This is a genomic window from Pseudomonas sp. Ag1 (genome assembly GCF_000278565.1).
Classification (GTDB): Bacteria; Pseudomonadota; Gammaproteobacteria; order Pseudomonadales; family Pseudomonadaceae; genus Aquipseudomonas.
This window is the reverse complement of record NZ_AKVH01000096.1, coordinates 124,752-140,503: the sequence shown is the minus strand read 5'-3', so window position 1 is coordinate 140,503 and position 15,752 is coordinate 124,752. Positions and strand designations below refer to the sequence as shown.

Here is a 15,752-nt window from a genome sequence, read left to right as displayed (position 1 = left end):
GAGGGAGCAAGCTCCCTCGCCACAGGTGATGTGCACGCGGCGGTATGTCGTTGCTGGCCGCCGGAACGATCTGCTTCCTCAAGCAAAAGTTGGAAGGCTTCTTGCAATACCGCCTCCAGGACGCTTCCCGGCGTCAAAAGTTTGCTTCAAGGAAACGAGGAATACCGGTGGATCGCTCTCAAATGCTCAGCACGGCCCGTGGCACCCTGACTGACCTCTCGCGAGGCAATCTGGGTGTGCCGTTGTTGTTGCTGGTGATGCTGGCAATGATGATGTTGCCGATGCCGCCGTTCCTGCTGGATGTGTTCTTCACCTTCAACATTGCGCTGTCGGTCGTCGTGTTGCTGGTGTGCGTATACGCCCTGCGGCCGCTGGATTTCGCGGTATTCCCGACCATCCTGCTGATCGCCACCCTGCTGCGGCTGGCGCTTAACGTGGCTTCCACCCGGGTGGTGATGCTCCACGGCCAGGACGGCCACGCCGCCGCGGGCAAGGTGATCCAGGCCTTCGGCGAGGTGGTGATCGGCGGTAACTACGTGGTCGGTATCGTGGTTTTTGCGATCTTGATGATCATCAACTTCGTGGTCGTGACCAAGGGCGCCGGGCGGATTTCCGAGGTGAGCGCGCGTTTTACCCTCGACGCGATGCCCGGCAAGCAGATGGCGATCGACGCCGACCTCAACGCCGGCCTGATCGACCAGAACCAGGCCAAGGCCCGTCGCCTTGAAGTCGCCCAGGAAGCCGAGTTCTACGGTTCCATGGACGGTGCCAGCAAATTCGTGCGCGGCGACGCCATCGCCGGCCTGTTGATTCTGTTTATCAACCTGATCGGCGGCATGGCGGTCGGCATCTTCCAGCACGGCATGACCTTCGGCGACGCCGGCAAGGTTTACGCGCTGCTGACCATCGGTGACGGTTTAGTGGCGCAATTGCCATCACTGTTGTTATCTACAGCTGCGGCGATCATGGTGACCCGTGCTTCGGGCTCCGAAGACATGGGCAAGCAGATCAGCCGGCAGATGTTTGCCTCGCCCAAGGCGCTGGCGGTGGCGGCAGGCATCATGGCGATCATGGGCATCGTGCCGGGCATGCCCCATGTCTCGTTCCTGAGCATGGCCGCCATGGCCGCCGGCGGTGCCTACCTGTTCTGGAAAAAACAAAACAACATCAAGGTGATTGCCCAGCAGGAAGTGGCGCGCCAGCAGGAACTGCTGCCATCGCCGGCCCGCGCCCTGGAAACCAAGGAACTGGGCTGGGACGACGTGACCCCGATCGACATGATCGGCCTGGAAGTCGGCTACCGCCTGATTCCCCTGGTGGATCGCAACCAGGGCGGGCAATTGCTGGCGCGGATCAAGGGTGTGCGCAAGAAGTTGTCCCAGGACCTGGGCTTCCTGATGCCCACCGTGCACATTCGCGACAACCTCGACCTGGCCCCGAGCGCCTACCGCCTGACCCTGATGGGGGTGATTCTGGCCGAGGCCGAGATCTACCCGGACCGCGAACTGGCGATCAACCCGGGCCAGGTGTTTGGCAGCCTCAACGGGATTACCGCCAAAGATCCGGCTTTTGGCCTGGAAGCGGTATGGATCGAAATCAGCCAGCGCAGCCAGGCGCAGTCGCTGGGCTACACCGTGGTCGACGCCAGCACTGTGGTCGCCACCCACCTCAACCAGATTCTGTACAAGCACTCCCACGAGCTGATTGGCCACGAAGAAGTCCAGCAACTCTTGCAATTGCTGGCCAAGGCCTCGCCAAAACTCGCCGAAGAGCTGGTACCGGGTGTGCTGTCCACCTCGCAACTGCTCAAGGTGCTGCAAGCGCTGTTGGCCGAGCAGGTGCCGGTGCGGGACATTCGCAGCATTGCCGAAGCTATCGCCAACAATGCCGCCAAGAGTCAAGATACTGCCGCCCTGGTGGCCGCAGTGCGCGTCGGATTGTCGCGTGCAATCGTCCAAAGCATTGTAGGGCTTGACTCCGAGCTGCCTGTTATCACCTTGGAACCAAGGTTGGAACAAATATTGCTCAATAGTATTCAGAAGGCTGGGCAGGGCGCTGATGAGGGCGTGTTGCTGGAGCCAAGCATGGCAGAGAAGCTGCAACGTTCGTTGATCGAGGCCGCGCAGCGCCAGGAAATGGAAGGCCATCCGGTGATCCTGCTGGTGGCTGGCCCCGTCCGGGCGATGTTGTCGCGGTTTGGACGCCTGGCTATACCGAATTTGCACGTATTGGCTTACCAGGAAATTCCTGACAATAAGCAAGTGACTATCGTCGCGACAGTAGGGCCCAACGGCTGAGGTAGTGGGATATGCAAGTGAAGCGTTTTTTCGCCGCCGATATGCGTCAGGCCATGAAACTGGTACGTGATGAGTTGGGCGCCGACGCTGCGATTATCGGTAACCGTCGTATTGCCGGCGGTGTGGAGCTGACGGCTGCCCTGGATTACAAACCCTCGGCCCTGGCGCCGCGCGTGCCGAACATGGAACTGGAAGACGAGCTGCGCAAGACCGCTTCACGCATTGTCTCGGCCCAGGCTGAACTGAGCATGCGTGGCGACAGCGACGCCTCCACCAATCGCCAGCTGTTCGCCGGGCTGCCGTTGACCGCGTCCGAGCCGCTGGTAGAGCCGACTTTTGTTGAACCACCGCGTCCTGCTGCGCCAGCCCCGGCGCCGGCGGTAGACCAGCGGGTGTTCGACTCGATGCGCTTCGAACTCAACGGCCTGCGTGAACTGCTGGAAGTGCAGCTGGGTTCGCTGGCCTGGAACCAGTTGCAGGGCAGCCAGCCACAACAGGCCAACCTGTGGCGTCGCCTGCAACGCATTGGCCTGTCCGGCCCGTTGTCCCGCGACCTGCTGCAACTGACCACGCAAATTGAAGAACCTCGCCAGGCCTGGCGCATGCTCCTGGCCCACCTGGCGCGGATGATCGTCACCCCGGAAATCGAACCCCTGGAAGAAGGCGGTGTGATTGCCATGGTCGGCCCGGCCGGCATGGGCAAGACCACCACCCTGGCCAAGCTGGCCGCACGTTACGTGCTCAAGTACGGCGCCCAGAACATCGCGCTGGTGAGCATGGACAGCTACCGCATCGGCGCCCAGGAACAACTCAAGACCCTGGGCCGCATCCTCAATGTGCCGGTGACCCACGTCGACCCGGGCCAGTCCCTGGCCAACGCCCTCGACCCATTGCTGCGCAAGCGCGTGGTGCTGATCGACACCGCCGGCCTGCAAGCCAGCGACCCGGCCCTGCGCATGCAGCTGGAAAGCCTGGCCGGGCGCGGGATCAAATCCAGAAACTATTTGGTGCTTGCCACTACCAGCCAGAAGCAGGTATTGACCGCCGCCTACCACAGCTACAAGCGCTGCGGGCTGGCGGGTTGCATCCTGACTAAACTGGATGAGACGGCAAGCCTGGGCGAAGTATTGAGCCTGGCAATCAGTCATGAATTACCGGTCGCCTACCTGACCGACGGGCCGCGGATCCCGGATGATCTGCATCTGCCGCGCCGTCATCAGTTGGTCAGCCGGGCTGTCAGCGTGCAAATGCAGGAAGAACCCAGTGAGGAAGCTATGGCTGACATGTTTGCTGACCTCTACCACAGCCCGAACAAGCGAGTTGGGTGAGGCATCATGGCTTTCTATTTAAAAATGACAGTGAAAAGTATCTACATCGATGGCCTGCCAGCAGTTCGCGCGGCCAACTTATGTAGCCTGCGTCTAAGCAAGACAAGGTAAAGAAATAAAATGGGCAGCATGCATCCCGTACAGGTGATCGCGGTGACCGGCGGCAAAGGTGGCGTCGGGAAAACTAACGTGTCAGTGAATTTGTCCCTGGCCCTGGCAGAGCTTGGCCGTCGCGTCATGCTGCTGGATGCTGACCTGGGGCTGGCGAACGTCGACGTTCTGCTGGGACTGACGCCCAAACATACCCTGGCCGATGTCATCGAAGGCCGCTGTGAGCTGCGCGACGTACTGTTGCAAGGCCCCGGCGGGATTCGCATCGTGCCGGCCGCTTCCGGCACCCAGAGCATGGTGCACCTGAGTCCGGCGCAACATGCCGGCCTGATTCAGGCGTTCAGCGACATTGGCGACAACCTCGACGTACTGGTGATCGACACCGCCGCCGGGATCGGCGAGTCGGTGGTCAGTTTCGTGCGCGCAGCCCAGGAAGTGTTGCTGGTGGTGTGCGACGAACCCACCTCGATCACCGACGCCTACGCCCTGATCAAACTGCTCAACCGCGACTACGGCATGAACCGCTTCCGCGTGCTGGCCAACATGGCCCAAAGCCCGCAGGAAGGGCGGAATCTGTTCGCCAAGTTGACCAAGGTCACGGATCGCTTCCTCGATGTCGCCTTACAATACGTTGGCGCAGTTCCTTACGACGAGTGTGTGCGCAAGGCCGTGCAAAAGCAGCGTGCGGTCTATGAAGCGTTCCCTCGTTCGAAGTGCGCATTGGCGTTCAAGGCTATTGCCCAGAAGGTCGATACCTGGCCGTTGCCCGCCAATCCCCGGGGGCATCTGGAGTTTTTCGTCGAGCGATTGGTGCATCAGACGAGCGCAGGACCGGTGCTATGACAGCCAGCGGCTACAACCTTTACAAGAAGTCGGCACGTGACAGTCAAGTCGAATTGATCGAGCGCTATGCGCCCCTGGTCAAGCGCATTGCCTATCACCTGCTGGCGCGCTTGCCTGCCAGCGTGCAGGTCGAGGACTTGATCCAGGCCGGGATGATCGGCCTGCTTGAAGTGTCGACCAAGTACGACGCGAGCAAGGGCGCGAGTTTCGAGACATACGCGGGTATCCGTATCCGTGGGGCCATGCTCGATGAAGTGCGTAAAGGTGATTGGGCGCCGCGATCAGTGCACCGCAATACGCGGATGGTGAGTGACGCAATTCGCTCAATTGAAGCAAAAACCGGTCGCGACGCTAAAGATCATGAAGTTGCGGCCGAACTCCAATTGAGTCTCGACGATTACTACGGGATTTTGAACGATACCTTGGGCAGCCGGCTGTTCAGTTTCGACGACCTTTTACAGGACGGCGAACATGAAGGGCTGCACGAGGACGGCGCGAGTGCCCATCTCGAACCGTCACGGGACCTGGAAGATGAACGCTTCCAGAGCGCGCTGGCGGACGCGATAGCCAATTTGCCGGAGCGTGAGCGACTGGTGTTGGCGCTGTACTACGACGAAGAGCTGAACCTCAAGGAAATCGGTGAGGTCCTGGGGGTCAGCGAATCGCGGGTCAGCCAGTTACACAGCCAGTGCGCGGCCCGCTTGCGGGGGCGTTTGGGAGAGTGGCGAGCGCGCTGACAGGCAGTGTGGGGACACTGCGAACGATACCGTCCAGGCCCTGCGCCCGGACGGGCTTGGCCCGTGGTGCGCCCCCGGTAGTCCTTTTTGTGTAACGCCTGTTGATTGATATGGCGCGCCCAGGTGCTGGGCGCGTTTAAGACTGCTTGGAGGTCGAATTGGACAAGAACATGAAAATCCTCATCGTTGATGACTTCTCAACGATGCGGCGGATCATAAAAAACCTGTTGCGTGACCTTGGGTTCACTAACACGGTCGAGGCGGATGACGGTATTACGGCGATTCCGATCCTCAACAGCGGGAGCATCGACTTTCTGGTAACGGACTGGAACATGCCGGGCATGACCGGTATCGATCTGCTGCGCCACGTGCGCGCTGATGAAAAACTGCGCAGCCTGCCTGTGCTGATGGTGACCGCTGAAGCCAAGCGTGAACAGATCATCGAAGCCGCCCAGGCCGGGGTCAACGGCTACGTGGTCAAGCCATTCACTGCACTGGCCTTGAAAGAGAAGATCGAAAAGATCTTCGAACGCATCGGTCATTGATGCTGCCACGGGGGAGCTATGGAGCATAAAGAATCATCGCAGGCCGACTTTGAGTCGACCCTGAAAAAACATGCTCATCAACTCGTCGAAAGCCTTGAAAGAGGCCAGTTCGGCGACGCGGTGCAGTTGATCCATGAGCTCAACCAGACCCGTGACCGCGGCCTGTACCAGGAAGTGGGCAAGCTCACCCGTGAGTTGCACAGTGCGATAGTCAATTTTCAGATTGACCCGCACATGCCCCAGGCCGAGGAAATCTCGCAGATCACGGATGCCACCGAACGCCTGTCCTACGTGGTCAGGCTGACTGAGGCGGCGGCCAACCGCACCATGGACCTGGTGGAAAACGCCACGCCTCTGGTCAACGGTATGGCCAGTGAAGCCAAGGCCCTGAGCACTGACTGGGGCCGGTTCATGCGTCGGGAAGTGGGCGCTGAGGAGTTTCGTGAGCTGGCGCGTCGGGTCGAGGGCTTTTTGTCCCGCAGCGAGCAGGAAAACCGCACGGTTTCCAGCAACCTCAATGACATTCTGCTGGCCCAGGATTACCAGGACCTCACCGGTCAGGTGATCAAGCGTGTGACCCAACTGGTCACCGAAGTAGAAAGCAACCTGCTCAAACTGGTGTTGATGGCGGGCCAGGTCGACCGGTTTGCCGGCATCGAACATGACCGCGCAGCGATCCTTTCTGAAAAAGATCCACAAAAACACCTCGCCAAGGGTGAAGGTCCGCAGATTCATGCCGATAAACGTGAAGACGTTGTATCCGGGCAAGACGACGTAGACGATTTGCTGTCCAGTTTAGGCTTCTAAGGAGCACACCCATGAGCTTCGGCGCCGATGAAGAAATCCTTCAGGATTTCCTTGTAGAGGCCGGCGAAATTTTAGAGCAACTGTCCGAACAACTGGTCGAGCTGGAAAGCCGACCGGATGATGCGAACCTGCTCAATGCAATTTTTCGCGGTTTTCATACTGTAAAAGGGGGCGCCGGCTTCCTCCAGCTCCACGAGCTGGTGGAGTGCTGTCACATCGCCGAGAACGTGTTCGACATTCTGCGCAAGGGTGAGCGGCACGTCGACTCGGAACTGATGGACGTGATCCTGGAAGCACTGGACGCGGTCAACGGCATGTTCAGTGAAGTGCGCGAGCGCGCACCGATCACTGCCGCCACGCCGGAACTGCTGGCCGCCCTGGCGCGCCTGGCGGAACCTGCGGCCAACGCTCCCGTGGTGGAAGCAGTGGCTGAGCCGGTTGCCGAGCCTGCGGGCGACGTGACCGACAGCGAATTTGAACAACTGCTGGACTCGCTGAACGCCGTCAAGGCCGAAGCCGAAGCGCCGGCAGCCAGTGCGCCGGCCATGGTGCCGACCACCGAAGACATTACCGACGCCGAGTTCGAGTCGTTGCTCGACCAGTTGCACGGCAAGGGCCAGTTTGCCCCGGACGCGGTGGCCGCAGCGCCAGCGCCAACGGAAGCCGCGGCGCCCGTCAGCAATGAAATCACCGACGACGAATTTGAAGCGCTGCTGGACCAGTTGCACGGCAAAGGCTCGTTTGCCGCCGAGGCTCTGCCGGAAGTCGCCGCAACGGCCGCCGCGCCTGCGGCACCCGCTGCTGCGCCGGCCGCCGATGGACTGATCTCCGATCACGAATTCGAAGCCCTGCTGGATGAACTGCACGGCAAGGGCAAGTTCACCGAAGTGGTCGGCGCTGCTGCACCGGCTGCTGCCGCAGCTGTCGCAACACCGGCTCCTGCCGCCAAGGCTGCCGCGCCTGCCGCAGCGAAAGCGGCTCCGGCTCCGGCTCCGGCTCCAGCACCGGCCCGGGCTGCCACGGCTGCCCCGGCCCCGGACAAGCAACCGGCCAGTGAAGCCGAAACCACCGTGCGGGTTGATACCGCGCGCCTGGACGACATCATGAACATGGTCGGCGAACTGGTGCTGGTGCGTAACCGCCTGGTGCGCCTGGGCCTGAACAGTGGCGACGAGGCCATGCAAAAGGCCGTGTCGAACCTCGACGTGGTCACCGCAGACCTGCAGACCGCCGTCATGAAGACCCGGATGCAGCCGATCAAGAAAGTCTTCGGGCGTTTCCCGCGCCTGGTTCGCGACCTGGCACGCCAGCTCAAGAAAGAGATCAACCTGGAACTGGTGGGTGAAGAAACCGACCTCGACAAGAACCTTGTCGAGGCCCTGGCCGACCCGCTGGTCCACTTGGTGCGCAACGCGGTCGACCACGGTGTCGAGACGCCGGAAGAGCGCGAAGCCTCGGGCAAGAACCGCCAGGGCAAAGTGATCCTGGCGGCCGAACAGGAAGGCGACCATATCCTGCTGTCGATCACCGATGACGGCAAAGGCATGGACCCCACGGTACTGCGCAACATTGCAGTCAAGCGTGGGGTGATGGACAAGGACGCCGCCGACCGCCTCACCGACACCGAGTGCTACAACCTGATCTTCGCCCCGGGCTTCTCCACCAAGACCGAGATTTCCGACGTGTCGGGCCGTGGCGTGGGCATGGACGTGGTGAAGACCAAGATCAGCCAGCTCAACGGCTCGATCAACATCTACTCGACCAAGGGCCAGGGCTCGAAGATCGTCATCAAGGTGCCGTTGACCCTGGCGATCATGCCGACCCTGATGGTGATGCTGGGCAACCAGGCGTTCGCCTTCCCGCTGGTCAACGTCAACGAAATCTTCCACCTCGACCTGTCGCGCACCAACGTGGTGGACGGCCAGGAAGTGGTGATCGTGCGCGACAAGGCGTTGCCGCTGTTCTACCTCAAGCGCTGGCTGGTGGCTTCGGCCAAGCATGAAGAGCAGCGCGAAGGCCATGTGGTGATTCTTTCCGTGGGCACCCAGCGTATCGGCTTCGTGGTCGATCAACTGGTGGGCCAGGAAGAAGTGGTCATCAAGCCTTTGGGCAAAATGCTGCAGGGAACCCCGGGCATGTCGGGTGCGACCATTACCGGTGACGGTCGGATCGCGCTGATTCTGGATGTTCCGAGCATGCTCAAGCGTTACGCCGCACGGCGTATTTGATTCGGCCCGGGCAGGGCGGTTGTCCCTCGCCCGGCCTAACGGAGTGTTTATGGTAGTCAAGGTCCTGGTGGTGGACGATTCGGGTTTCTTCCGTCGCCGCGTCTCGGAAATTCTTTCATCGGATTCCAATATCCAGGTGGTCGGCACGGCCACCAACGGCAAAGAGGCGATCGATCAGGCCCTGGCGCTCAAGCCGGACGTGATCACCATGGACTACGAGATGCCGATGATGGACGGCATCACGGCGGTGCGGCACATCATGCAGCGCTGCCCGACGCCGGTGTTGATGTTCTCCTCGCTGACCCACGAAGGCGCCCGGGTCACCCTGGATGCGCTGGATGCCGGCGCGGTGGACTTCCTGCCGAAGAATTTCGAAGACATCTCGCGCAACCCCGAGAAGGTCAAGCAGATGCTCTGCGAGAAGGTGCACAGCATCTCCCGCAGTAACCGTCGCAGCCTGTTCAGTGCGCCGGCGCCCGCTCCCGTTACGCCGCCACCGGCCGCCCCGAGCACCTTTGGTCGCCCGGCGCCGGCACCGGTTGCGCGCCCGGCCGCCGCCCCGGTGCGTACGGCTGCGCCCGCCGCGCATTCACCTGCGCCCAAGCGCAAGGCCTACAAGCTGGTGGCCATCGGTACGTCCACCGGCGGCCCGGTGGCCTTGCAGCGGGTGTTGACCCAATTGCCGGCCAACTTCCCGGCGCCGATCGTGTTGATCCAGCACATGCCGGCCGCGTTCACCAAGGCGTTCGCCGAGCGCCTGGACAAGCTGTGCCGCATCAGCGTCAAGGAAGCCGAGGATGGCGACATCCTGCGTCCGGGTCTGGCGCTGCTGGCCCCTGGTGGCAAGCAGATGATGGTCGATGGCCGTGGTGCGATCAAAATCCTGCCGGGTGACGAACGCCTGAACTACAAGCCGTGTGTGGATATCACCTTCGGGTCTGCGGCCAAATCCTACGGCGACAAAGTTTTGGCGGTGGTGTTGACCGGCATGGGCGCCGACGGCCGTGAAGGCGCGCGCCTGCTCAAGCAGGGCGGCAGCGCGATCTGGGCCCAGGATGAAGCCAGCTGCGTGATCTATGGCATGCCCATGGCCATCGTCAAGGCCGACCTGGCCGACGCCGTCTACAGCCTCGACGACATCGGCAAGCACCTGGTGGAGGCTTGCCTCTGATGGATGTATTGAGCCTGATTGGCATCATCATGGCGTTTGTCGCGATTATCGGCGGCAACTACCTCGAAGGCGGCCACCTGGGCGCCCTGGCCAACGGCCCGGCAGCGTTGATCGTGATCGGCGGCACCGTGGGCGCGGCGTTGTTGCAGTCGCCCATGAGTTCGTTCAAGCGCGCGATGCAGATCCTCATCTGGATCATCTTCCCGCCGCGTGTCGACTTGCCGGGCGGCATCGACCGCGTGGTCAACTGGAGCCTCACGGCGCGCAAGGAAGGCCTGCTCGGGCTGGAAGGCGTGGCCGATGCCGAGCCCGACAGCTACGCCCGCAAAGGCCTGCAACTGCTGGTGGACGGCGCCGAGCCGGAAGCGATTCGCAGCATCCTCGAAGTGGACTTCTACACCCAGGAAAGCCGCGACATCAACGCTGCCAAAGTCTTTGAAAGCATGGGCGGCTACGCGCCGACCATCGGCATCATCGGTGCGGTGATGGGCTTGATCCACGTGATGGGCAACCTGGCCGATCCGTCGCAACTGGGCAGCGGGATTGCCGTGGCGTTCGTCGCCACCATCTACGGCGTGGCCAGTGCCAACCTGGTGTTGTTGCCGGTGGCCAGCAAGCTCAAGTCGATCGCCCTGCGCCAGTCGCGTTATCGCGAGATGTTGCTCGAAGGCATCCTCTCGATTGCCGAGGGTGAAAACCCGCGCTCCATCGAATTGAAGCTCCAGGGCTTCATGGATTGATGGGAGGTATTTGTTGTGAGCCGTCGCCGCCGCGAGCCTGAAGAACACGTCAACCATGAACGCTGGCTGGTGTCCTACGCCGACTTCATTACGTTGCTGTTCGCGTTTTTTGTGGTGATGTACTCCATTTCCTCGATCAACGAAGGCAAGTACAAAGTCATTTCCCAGGCGCTGATTGGCGTGTTCAACGACGCTGACCGCGCCCTCAAGCCGATACCCATTGGCGAAGAACGCCCCAAGACCGTGACCCCGGCCAAGCCGCTGGTCAACGACAGCGATGAAACCGCCGCCGGCATCGCTGGCACCAGCGACCCGCTGAAAAGCATCGCCGATAACATCAGCGCGGCCTTTGGCGACCTGATCAGCTCCAACCAGATGACCGTGCGCGGCAATGAGTTGTGGGTCGAGATCGAACTCAATTCCAGCCTGCTGTTCGCCAGTGCCGATGCAATGCCCAGCGACCAGGCGTTTACCATCATCGACAAGGTGGCGGCGATTCTGAAGCCGTTTGAAAACCCGGTCCACGTTGAAGGCTTTACCGATAACCTGCCGATCAGTACCGCGCAGTACCCGACCAACTGGGAGCTGTCTTCGGCCCGGGCGGCGAGTATTGTACGAATGCTCGCGATGCAGGGTGTGAACCCCGGGCGCCTGGCGTCGGTGGGTTACGGCGAGTTCCAGCCGGTGGCCAATAACGCCACGGCGGAAGGCCGTGCGCGCAACCGTCGGGTGGTGCTGGTGGTGTCGCGCAACCTGGACGTACGCCGCAGCCTGACCGGTACCGGCACTGCCAATGCAACACCGGATGCCGCCTTGAAGCGGGCTGGCACACAAACTGCACCAGCGCCCGTAAAGGCGCCGGTTCGCGGGAGTGCCGTCAATTCTCCGTCACCGGCTCTATAACCCCATGCAATTTCTCGGTCGAGCCTGTGCCTGCCGGGAGGAACAATCCGAATGAGAGTCTGGGCAGTTGCCAATCAAAAGGGTGGTGTCGGTAAAACCACCACGTCCATCGCCTTGGCCGGCTTGCTGGCCGAGGCCGGCAAGCGTGTGGTCGTGGTCGACCTGGACCCCCACGGCTCCATGACCAGCTATTTCGGCTATGACCCGGATGCCCTGGAACACAGTTGCTACGACCTGTTCCTGCACAAGGGCAGCGTGCCGGCCGACTTGCCGGGGCAACTGTTGCTGCCTACCAGCAATGAAAAGATCTCGCTGTTGCCGTCCAGCACCGCCCTGGCCACCCTTGAGCGCCAGTCGCCGGGGCAGAGCGGCCTGGGCCTGGTGATCGCCAAGACCCTGGCGCAGCTGTGGCAGGACTTCGACTACGCGATCATCGACAGCCCGCCGTTGCTCGGCGTGCTGATGGTCAACGCCCTGGCCGCCAGCCAACAGCTGGTGATCCCGGTGCAGACCGAGCACCTGGCCGTCAAGGGCCTGGAACGCATGGTCAGCACCCTGGCGATGATCAACCGCTCGCGCAAGCAAGCGCTGCCGTTCAGCATCGTGCCGACCTTGTTTGACCGCCGTACCCAGGCGTCCCTCGGCACCTTGCGGGTATTGCGCGATGCTTATCCGGACACCATCTGGCAAGGCTACATCCCGGTGGACACGCGCCTGCGAGATGCGAGCCGGGCAGGGCTGACGCCGTCGCAGTTCGACGGCAAGAGCCGTGGGGTGCTGGCGTATCGGGCGTTGCTCAAGCACCTGTTGTCCCAGCAACTTGTGGCGCAGGTGGCATGATGGTCATAAACAGCCCTGTAGGAGCCTGGCTTGCCAGCGATGCAGACGCCGCGGTTTTCCTGACCAAACCGGCTCTCGATTCAAGTCCGGACACTCACAGGCCGATAACCTCTGAATACAGGGTTGATGGGGCTTGCGCGTGGGCATACAGATGAACCGTCCCGTTGATTTCAAGACCCGGCCGCAGCTGGCGCTGGAGTCCTACCTGGACGCCTTGCTCCAGGACGCCACCGAGGACATGCCGGAACCGATTCTGATCCTCGATGAAGTCATCGAGCCTGAACCTGCTGCCCTGGACGAGTTTCAGTTGGCGGTCCTGGAAGAACAGGCCCGTGATGCGTTGGTGGTTCCCGTAGCAGTTCCTGTACCGGTTGCTGTGCCCGTCGAGCCTGTGGTGATTGCGCCTGTAGTGGTCGAACCGGTGGTTGAGGTTCACCTCCCGCCGAGCATCGCGCCGCCGCCGGTACAGGGCGACGGTCGCCCGGTGTGGGCTGCGGAGCCGTTCGAATGTTTGCTGTTCGATGTCGCCGGGCTGACCCTGGCGGTGCCGCTGGTGTGCCTGGGGTCGATCTACTCCCTGGAAGGCCAGGAGTTGACGCCGTTGTTCGGCCAGCCGGATTGGTTCCTCGGGATCCTGCCGAGCCAGCAGGGCAACTTGAAGGTATTGGACACCGCGCGTTGGGTGATGCCCGACCGCTACCGCGATGACTTCCGCCAGGGCCTGCAATACGTTATTTCGGTCCAGGGCTACGAGTGGGGGCTGGCGGTGCATCAGGTCAGCCGCTCATTGCGCCTGGACCCGAACGAAATCAAATGGCGCAGCCACCGGGGCCAGCGGCCATGGCTGGCGGGCACTGTGATCGAACACATGTGCGCGTTGCTGGATGTCGCCGAACTGGCGGAGTTGATTGCCAGCGGCGCGGTAAAAGCCATGCCGCTGAACAAACGCACTTGATAACAAGCAGCAGCGCTACGGCGCTGCCCAAGAACACACACCGTAACCAACGGTATTTGAAGGGGTCTGGAGTATGAACAAGTCAGTGTCCGCACAAGGTCTGGTGGATGATCCAATCCTGCAATGGGTCACCTTCAAGCTGGACAACGAGTCCTACGGCATCAACGTGATGCGTGTGCAGGAAGTGCTGCGCTACACCGAAATCGCTCCGGTTCCGGGTGCCCCAAGCTATGTGCTGGGCATCATCAACCTGCGCGGCAACGTGGTGACCGTGATCGACACCCGCCAGCGTTTTGGCCTGGTGCCGACCGAAGTCAACGACAACACCCGCATCGTGATCATCGAAGCCGACAAGCAAGTGGTCGGGATCATGGTCGACAGCGTGGCGGAAGTGGTTTACCTGCGCCAATCCGAAGTCGAGACTGCGCCGAACGTCGGCAACGAAGAATCGGCCAAGTTCATCCAGGGTGTCTGCAACAAGAACGGCGAACTGCTGATTCTGGTTGAGCTGGACAAGATGATGAGCGAAGAAGAGTGGCAGGACCTGGAGAATATCTGATTGTTTCTTGAGGTAGCGGTGATCGTCCTGGCCATCCTTTGGGCCGGGACCCTGGGCTTCCTGCTGCGTTATGTTCGCCAGCAACGGGAATTGGCCACTCGACAAGTCGAGCGCGACGCTGTGCGCGACCGGCGGATCCTGGAACTGGCCAAGCGGGTCGACCACTTCCAGCAAAGTGCGGTGCGTGTGGGGGATGAAGTGCACGAGCTGCGTTCGGTGCTGGCGCCGTTGCCGGACAAGCTGTCGGCACTCGAGCAGCGTGACCCGTCGAGCCTCTCATTCGCCCAGGCGGCGAAGCTGGTGGGCATGGGCGCCACGGTGGATGAGCTGACCCAATCCTGCGGGTTGACCCAGGCTGAAGCGCAGTTGATGAGCCGGTTGCACAAGGACAACTGAAGGTTACGAGCTGCAAGCGCTATTGCTTGCAGCTTATAGCCGGTGCCGGTTGCTCAGCCATTCGGCCATGGTCGAGTCCTCCAAAGCATATTCACCACGGTTGGCTTTCCAGACCAACTCCTTCTCCCGCAGCACTTCCAGTGCTTTCTGCACGTTTGGCGTGCTGGCGTTCGGCTCGACCTGGGCCTGCTCCAGCTTGCGGTTCACATCCTGGAAGGTTTTCTCCGCAAAAGGCGAGAACGCCTGCTTGCCCAGGGTTCGTTCGCCCATCACTTCGAGCACCGCCTGTTGCAGCGGCGAGAGGTCGTTGTAGGCGCTCTCGTAGTCGCTCCAGATGCCGGCCTGGTGATTGAGTGCCCCGGTCCTCAGCAACTCGCCAAGGTTGCTGGCTTCGCCAAGACCCACGCTCACTTCGGTCAGTAGTGTGTTGAGCATTTCCGGGCGCCGGCCAACGAGCTGGAAGGCATAGTCCATGTCCTCCAGGTTGAACTGGTTGGTCGCGGCCAGGCGCTGGTTCCAGAGGTCCGTCACGAACTCGACGAAATCCCGGCTCAACAGCGGGAACGGTGTGATGTGGGCGCCGAAGAACGGTTGTTTGCTCTTGAGTACCAGGTTGGCCAGTTTGTCCCGGCTGGAGCCGGTGAAGACCAGGCGCAGGCCATCGGCCGTGCTGCTGCCGTTGAGATGATCCCGTGCCGCCTTGAGGGCGAACATGGCGTTCACCCCGCCTTCGCTGTTGAGGGCGTGCTGGGCCTCGTCCACGATCAGCACGATCATTTGCCCCGAGACCTGGTGCAGCACGTCCAGGGCGTGGCTGAGCGTGGTGCCGGCGGGCAGTTGAGGCTTGGTGAAATCCCAACTCAAGGTGCGCAGCAGGCTGATCTTGTCGATACCGGCCTTCTTGGCCGCTTTGCTCACTGCGCTTTCGAACTCGCCCAGGGCTTTGCCGATGGCGCCGGAGATCAGTTCGGCGGGGTCGACTTCACGGTTCATCCACAGGTCCACGTACACCGGCAGCCAGCCCCGGGCCTTGCACTCGGGGATAAGGTCGTTGCGCAGGAACGTACTCTTGCCGGTACGGCGCGGAGCCGCGAGGAACATGCCGGAGCTGTAGTCGGCAAATGACTCGCCTGCCAGATCACGGGCGAGCGCTTCGGCGAGTAGCCTTCGACTGAGAATCGGGCGGGTAGGGCTCATGGGTTTATCCTGAACTATCGGGTTTGGGATAATCTATACCTCGAAAGATATAATTGCTATACACCACCCACCGCAACTGATCATTCCCACGCTCT

15 protein-coding genes are annotated in these 15,752 nt (G+C 61.5%); 14 read left to right on the top strand and 1 reads right to left on the bottom strand.

What is annotated here, in order from left to right:
* The first annotated feature begins 182 nt into the window (after positions 1-182).
* The 14 genes from flhA to A462_RS17720 all read left to right on the top strand — a co-directional run bounded on the left by flhA (position 183) and on the right by A462_RS17720 (position 14,460).
* Positions 183-2,297 carry a flagellar biosynthesis protein FlhA gene (gene flhA / locus A462_RS17655; RefSeq protein WP_023659255.1) on the top strand — a complete coding sequence of 705 codons (2,115 nt, stop codon included), beginning with the start codon at positions 183-185 and terminating at the stop codon, positions 2,295-2,297.
* 11 nt (positions 2,298-2,308) lie between these two features.
* Positions 2,309-3,625, top strand: a complete 1,317-nt coding sequence (gene flhF / locus A462_RS17660; RefSeq protein ID WP_003214543.1) for a flagellar biosynthesis protein FlhF — start codon at positions 2,309-2,311, stop codon at positions 3,623-3,625.
* Between the two features lie 120 nt (positions 3,626-3,745).
* Positions 3,746-4,579: a flagellar synthesis regulator FleN gene (gene fleN / locus A462_RS17665; RefSeq protein WP_003192912.1), complete on the top strand. Its 834-nt coding sequence runs from the start codon at positions 3,746-3,748 to the stop codon at positions 4,577-4,579.
* A complete protein-coding gene (fliA, locus tag A462_RS17670; protein ID WP_008434817.1) occupies positions 4,576-5,316 on the top strand; it encodes an RNA polymerase sigma factor FliA in 741 nt (246 codons plus the stop codon). The genes fleN and fliA overlap by 4 nt, the downstream gene beginning before the upstream one ends.
* A 170-nt stretch (positions 5,317-5,486) precedes the next feature.
* Positions 5,487-5,861 (top strand): chemotaxis response regulator CheY, encoded by a 375-nt coding sequence (locus A462_RS17675; protein WP_005790040.1) that lies wholly within the window; start codon positions 5,487-5,489, stop codon positions 5,859-5,861.
* 18 nt (positions 5,862-5,879) lie between these two features.
* Positions 5,880-6,668 carry a protein phosphatase CheZ gene (locus tag A462_RS17680; protein ID WP_003214538.1) on the top strand — a complete coding sequence of 263 codons (789 nt, stop codon included), beginning with the start codon at positions 5,880-5,882 and terminating at the stop codon, positions 6,666-6,668.
* A gap of 11 nt (positions 6,669-6,679) precedes the next feature.
* A complete protein-coding gene (locus A462_RS17685; RefSeq protein WP_008434811.1) occupies positions 6,680-8,896 on the top strand; it encodes a chemotaxis protein CheA in 2,217 nt (738 codons plus the stop codon).
* 49 nt (positions 8,897-8,945) lie between these two features.
* The gene (locus A462_RS17690; protein WP_008434810.1) at positions 8,946-10,067 is read left to right on the top strand and encodes a protein-glutamate methylesterase/protein-glutamine glutaminase; all 1,122 of its coding nucleotides are present in this window, start codon (positions 8,946-8,948) and stop codon (positions 10,065-10,067) included.
* Positions 10,067-10,807, top strand: coding sequence for a flagellar motor protein (locus A462_RS17695; protein ID WP_003210645.1), 741 nt, complete (start codon positions 10,067-10,069; stop codon positions 10,805-10,807). Before A462_RS17690 ends, A462_RS17695 begins: the two co-directional genes overlap by 1 nt.
* Before the next feature lie 15 nt (positions 10,808-10,822).
* The gene (gene motD, locus A462_RS17700) at positions 10,823-11,710 is read left to right on the top strand and encodes a flagellar motor protein MotD (RefSeq protein ID WP_008434806.1); all 888 of its coding nucleotides are present in this window, start codon (positions 10,823-10,825) and stop codon (positions 11,708-11,710) included.
* 51 nt (positions 11,711-11,761) lie between these two features.
* Entirely contained in the window at positions 11,762-12,550 is a 789-nt protein-coding gene (locus A462_RS17705) for a ParA family protein (protein WP_003210643.1), read from the top strand.
* A gap of 151 nt (positions 12,551-12,701) precedes the next feature.
* Positions 12,702-13,505, top strand: coding sequence for a CheW domain-containing protein (locus tag A462_RS17710; RefSeq protein WP_008434802.1), 804 nt, complete (start codon positions 12,702-12,704; stop codon positions 13,503-13,505).
* A 73-nt stretch (positions 13,506-13,578) separates the two neighbouring features.
* Positions 13,579-14,064: a chemotaxis protein CheW gene (locus tag A462_RS17715; RefSeq protein WP_003210641.1), complete on the top strand. Its 486-nt coding sequence runs from the start codon at positions 13,579-13,581 to the stop codon at positions 14,062-14,064.
* The gene (locus A462_RS17720) at positions 14,065-14,460 is read left to right on the top strand and encodes a DUF2802 domain-containing protein (RefSeq protein WP_008434800.1); all 396 of its coding nucleotides are present in this window, start codon (positions 14,065-14,067) and stop codon (positions 14,458-14,460) included.
* Positions 14,461-14,493: 33 nt separating this feature from the next.
* Here A462_RS17720 and A462_RS17725 read toward each other — a convergent pair whose 3' ends face one another.
* Positions 14,494-15,657 (bottom strand): hypothetical protein, encoded by a 1,164-nt coding sequence (locus A462_RS17725; protein WP_008434798.1) that lies wholly within the window; start codon positions 15,655-15,657, stop codon positions 14,494-14,496.
* Between the last annotated feature and the right edge of the window lie 95 nt (positions 15,658-15,752).